Genomic DNA, 4,528 nt, shown 5'->3' on the forward strand with positions numbered 1-4,528 from the left:
CGCGAACCACACGCGCTTCGAGCACTCGCTGGGCGTCTACCACCTCGCGCGCACGGTCTTCGAGAACCTCCGCGAGCAGTCGTACTTCTACCGCGACGCCACCACCGCGGAACTCGACGACATCCAGCGCACCCTCGAGTGCGCGGCGCTGCTCCACGACGTCGGCCACCCGCCGTTCAGCCACCTCGGCGAGCGCTTCCTCGACACCGACGACCTCCGCGAGCGCCTCGCCGACCGCGGCCTCCGCGAGACCTTCGTCGACGCGGGCGTCGGCGACGCGCCGCTCCGGGAGGCGTCCGCGCACGAACTGCTGGGCTGTCTCGTCGTCCTCGAGGAGTTCGCCGACGGCCTCCGCGCGATGGACGTCGACCCCCACGACGTCTGCGCGCACGTCCTCGGGTACAGCCTCGAGTACGAGCGGGGCGGCCGCTGGCAGCACGGCGTCGCCGCCCAGATTCTGCACTCGCCCATCGACGTCGACCGCCTCGACTACATCACGCGGGACAACCAGATGACGGGCGCGGACGTCCTCAGCTTCGACACCGACCGCATGGTCGGCTCGTACACCGCCCACCCGGAGGAGGGGCTGGCGCTCTCGGACAAGGCGCTCTCGACCATCGGCAACTACCTCGAGGGCCGCATCGCGGTCTACATGTGGGTGACCCAGCACCACAAGTCCGTCTACGCGCACGTCCTCCTCGGCGAGCTCCTCGACGAACTCGCCGCGCTCGCGGACGAACCGCCGGTCACCGCGGACGCCGTGCTCGCCGAGGAGATCGACGACAACACGCTCATGGAACGGCTGCGCGTCGCGGCCGGCGACCACCCGGACTCGACGCTCGCCGCGCTCTACGACCGGTTCCGCGCCCGGCGCTTCCCCGAGACGTGCTGGAAGCACCGCATCGCGTACGCCGACCGCGTGGACGCGGACCTCGACGCGTTCAGCGACTGGCTCGTCGAACACGCCGACCGCCTCGAAGCCGACCTCGCCGCCGAACTCGGCGTCCCCGCCCACGAGGTCTGGGTCGAGCAGTCCTACGTCCCCGAGTACGAGCCGCAGGACCTCGAGGACATCCCCATCGCGTACGGCGGCACCACGCGCTCGGTCGGCGACTGGGGGCTGTACGGCGAGCGCTCGTTCGACCGCCCCATCCCGTTCGTCTACGTCCCGCACGGCGTCGAGACGGACGCCACTGCGGCGCTCGTCGACTGGTTCCACGCCGAGACGTACGACCGGACGTGAGAGCGGCCGCTTCTCGGGTACCGCCGGCGACCACCGTGCTCGCGGGTCGCCACGTTCGCGGCTTACTCTCTTCACCGTTCCTCGCCCCGTGTTCGCCCGCTAGTCGGGCACGCGCTCCTCGCTCGCAGTAACTGCGCTCGCTTCGCTCGCCCGCGGCCACAACGGTCAAGCGACCTCCGCCGTCGCGTCCACACATGGGCGACCAGACCTTCCGCGTGCTCGCGGCGCTCCGCGAACTCGCCGCAGAGACCGACGACGCACCGGCGACCGACGACATCGCGACTCGCGCGGCCGCCTCCATCGGCGCCACCGAGCGGGAACTGGAGACGCTCGCCGCTGTGGGTGCCGCCGAGGAACGCGACGCCGACGGCGAGCGCTTCGAACCGACGGGGATGTCCGTGGAGGACGTGGCCAAGCGCGTCGACACCGTCGACGAACTCGACACCGACGAGCGCTCCGCGCTGCTCGAAGCGCTCGGCCGCGGCGACGTCGACCCCGCGGACGTGCTCTACGACGTCCACGACGCCCGCGACGCCGCCGAGCGCGCTGCGGGCTCGGAGTTCGCCGGCTGACCCGTCGCACGCCCCGTTCCCGACCGGTTCTGTGCGCGGCTTCCCGCGCGCCAGCCTATTTGCTATCCCGAGATGGGGTTTACGAGTCGCGGCGGTTCGCCGAGACGTAACGGTGAAACGCCGGCGCTGCCAACGCGTACGTAATGGATTGCACCAAGTGCGACCGCGAGGCGGTGATGCACGCGGCGTACTCCGGCGCGCACCTCTGCGAACACCACCTCTTCGAGAGCGTCGAACGCCGGGTGCGCCGCCGCATCCGCGAGGACGACATGCTCCCCGACGACGCGACGCCGGAGGACCCCGAGACGTGGGTCGTCGGGCTCTCCGGCGGGAAGGACAGCGTCGTCCTGCTGGACATCCTCGAGGAGACGTTCGCCGAGGACCCCCGGGTCGAGCTGGTCGCACTCACCATCCACGAGGGCATCGAGGGCTACCGCGACGAGAGCCTCGACGCCTGCGAGGAACTGGTCGCGGACCGCGACGTCCGCCACGAGGTCGTCACGTACGCCGACGAGTTCGACGTGGAGATGGACGACGTCGCCGAGGAGGACCCGCTGGACATGGCGCCCTGCGCGTACTGCGGGGTGTTCCGCCGGGACCTGCTCGCGCGGTACGCCGAGGAGTACGGCGCGGACAAGCTCCTCACCGGCCACAACCTCGACGACGAGGCGGAGACCGCGCTCATGAACATCTTCGAGGGGAACGTCGAACAGGTCGCCAAACACTTCGACGCCAGCCTCGGGCCGTTCGACGAGCGCACGCCCAAGGAGGACATGATTCCGCGCGCGAAGCCGCTCCGGGACGTCCCCGAGAAGGAGGTCGCGCTGTACGCCCAGCTCCGCGAGCTCCCCGTCCACATGGAGGAGTGCCCGCACGCCAGCGAGGCGTTCCGCGGCGAGATTCAGGACCTCCTGTTGGAACTCGAGGAGAACCACCCCGGCACGCGGCACTCCATCATGGCGGGCTACGAGGAGCTCGCGGGGCTCGCGGCCGACGAGTACGGCGACGAGAACGAGGACGTCGGCGAGTGCGAAGAGTGCGGCGCGCCGACGACCCGCGACCGCTGCCGGAAGTGCGCGCTGGTCGAAGCCGTCGACGCGGTGTAGGAGCGCGCGACACCTGCTGCTCGCGGACCGGGCGACCGAAAAAGAACCGGGCGGTTACCGGATGACGTCGAGGCCGTTGTTCTGCTCGACCTCTTCGGTGCCGCCGTCGGAGTGGGCGCCGAACTCGCCGGCCGAGCCGCCGTCGTCGGCGGCGCGCTGCTTCGAGTCGGCGTCGACGTCCTTGAGCTCCTGGCGGGACTTGTCGGCCTGCTTCTGCGTGCTCGGACCGAGCACCTGCGCGGACTGCACGCCCGTCATGATGGCCATGACGCGGACCTTCCCCTTGTAGTTCTCCTGGATGCGCGCGCCCCAGATGACGTTCGCGCTCGCGTCCAGCCGTTCGGTGATGTTGTCCGCGATGCCCTCGGCCTCTTTCAGCGTGAGGTCGGGGCCGCCCGTGATGTGGACGAGGCCGCCGCTGGCGCCGCGGTAGTCGACGTCCAGCAGCGGGTGGTTCATCGCGTCCTTGACGACCTCGTTGGTCTTGTTCTTGTCCTGGGTCTCCCCGACCAGCATCACCGCCACGCCGCCCTGGTTCATGATGGCGGTCATGTCGGCGTAGTCGAGGTTGATGAGGCTGGGCTGGGTGATGGTCTCGCTGATGCCCTTCACGGTCTCCGCGATGATCTGGTCCATCACGGAGAACGCCTTCCCGATGGGGAGGTTGGGCACGTAGTCCAGCAGGCGGTTGTTGTCGAGGACGATGATGGAGTCAGCTTCCTCGCGGAGCTTCTCCAGGCCCTCCTCGGCCTTGACCGTGCGGGCGCGCTCGACGTTGAACGGCGTCGACACCATGCCGACGACGATTGCGCCCTGTTCTTTGGCGATCTTCGAGACGACGGGCGCCGCGCCCGTCCCCGTCCCGCCGCCCATGCCGGCGGTCACGAACACGAGGTCCGCGTCGCCGAGCACCTCCTTGATGGTGCCCTGCGCCATCTCGGTGGCGCGCTCGCCCATCGAGGGGTCGCCGCCGGCGCCGAGGCCGTTCGTCAGGGACTTCCCGACGAGGATCTTCGTGTCGGCCTCGATCATCTTGAGGTGTTGTTTGTCGGTGTTGATGGCGACCGTGTCCGCGCCCTCGACACCGATGTTGTACAACCGATTGACCGTGTTGTTGCCCGCGCCGCCGGCGCCCACGATGACGATTCGCGGGTCGCCGAACTCGTCGCCGTCGCCGTCGGCGTCCATCTCGCGCTGTTCGGCTTCGGCGTTGTCGAGGGCGTCTTGAACGATGTCCTGCATCTGTTACACCTTCGCCCAGCTGTTCGTGCTGGTCTGCTCCGTTTGTTCGTCTATCATCTCACGGACGGCAGACCGAATCGCCTCGCTGCGATTCGGGAACTTGCCCCGTTCGACCATCTGTTCGACCTCGTCGATCTGCTGTTTCGGAATGCGGAGTGTCACACGCTCCATATTTGGTATCCCCGTTGTGGTAAGACGGCGTTCCGTGTCGCTCGTGTCTTACAGAGTCGCGTGGCGGGCCATTACCCCGCGCAGTACTGCGATTCTCTGTAAGACAACCGTCTTACGTACCACTACCCACAGCGTCTCAACGTATATAATTAACGGCGGTGTAAACGCGCGTCTTACCGGTCGAGTGCGTCCGC

Annotated in this window: 5 protein-coding genes; 3 read left to right on the plus strand and 2 right to left on the minus strand. The window is 68.5% G+C overall.

Annotated features, from left to right (window positions below):
- The 3 genes from GJ634_RS14250 to GJ634_RS14260 all read left to right on the plus strand — a co-directional run.
- On the plus strand, positions 1-1,243 hold a 1,243-nt coding region (locus GJ634_RS14250; RefSeq protein ID WP_157503520.1), incomplete at its 5' end, for an HD domain-containing protein.
- A 194-nt stretch (positions 1,244-1,437) separates the two neighbouring features.
- A complete protein-coding gene (locus GJ634_RS14255; RefSeq protein WP_157503521.1) occupies positions 1,438-1,815 on the plus strand; it encodes a hypothetical protein in 378 nt (125 codons plus the stop codon).
- A gap of 143 nt (positions 1,816-1,958) precedes the next feature.
- Entirely contained in the window at positions 1,959-2,921 is a 963-nt protein-coding gene (locus GJ634_RS14260) for a TIGR00269 family protein (protein WP_157503522.1), read from the plus strand.
- Positions 2,922-2,975: 54 nt separating this feature from the next.
- Here the strand turns inward: GJ634_RS14260 and ftsZ are convergent, their stop codons facing one another.
- Both ftsZ and GJ634_RS14270 read right to left on the minus strand, forming a co-directional pair.
- Positions 2,976-4,163, minus strand: coding sequence for a cell division protein FtsZ (gene ftsZ, locus GJ634_RS14265; RefSeq protein WP_157503523.1), 1,188 nt, complete (start codon positions 4,161-4,163; stop codon positions 2,976-2,978).
- Between the two features lie 3 nt (positions 4,164-4,166).
- On the minus strand, positions 4,167-4,334 hold the full coding sequence (locus GJ634_RS14270) for a ribbon-helix-helix domain-containing protein (RefSeq protein ID WP_058981067.1): 168 nt from the start codon (positions 4,332-4,334) through the stop codon (positions 4,167-4,169).
- Between the last annotated feature and the right edge of the window lie 194 nt (positions 4,335-4,528).

Origin of the sequence: Halobacterium sp. CBA1126 (genome assembly GCF_009741975.1) — an archaeon.
In the GTDB taxonomy this organism is placed as follows: Archaea; Halobacteriota; Halobacteria; order Halobacteriales; family Halobacteriaceae; genus Halobacterium.

Coding starts and splice junctions, on each gene's coding strand:
- ftsZ (WP_157503523.1), bottom strand. CDS start 4,163: ATGCAGGACATCGTTCAAGACGCCCTCGACAACGCCGAAGCCGAACAG.
- GJ634_RS14260 (WP_157503522.1), top strand. CDS start 1,959: ATGGATTGCACCAAGTGCGACCGCGAGGCGGTGATGCACGCGGCGTAC.
- GJ634_RS14255 (WP_157503521.1), top strand. CDS start 1,438: ATGGGCGACCAGACCTTCCGCGTGCTCGCGGCGCTCCGCGAACTCGCC.
- GJ634_RS14270 (WP_058981067.1), bottom strand. CDS start 4,334: ATGGAGCGTGTGACACTCCGCATTCCGAAACAGCAGATCGACGAGGTC.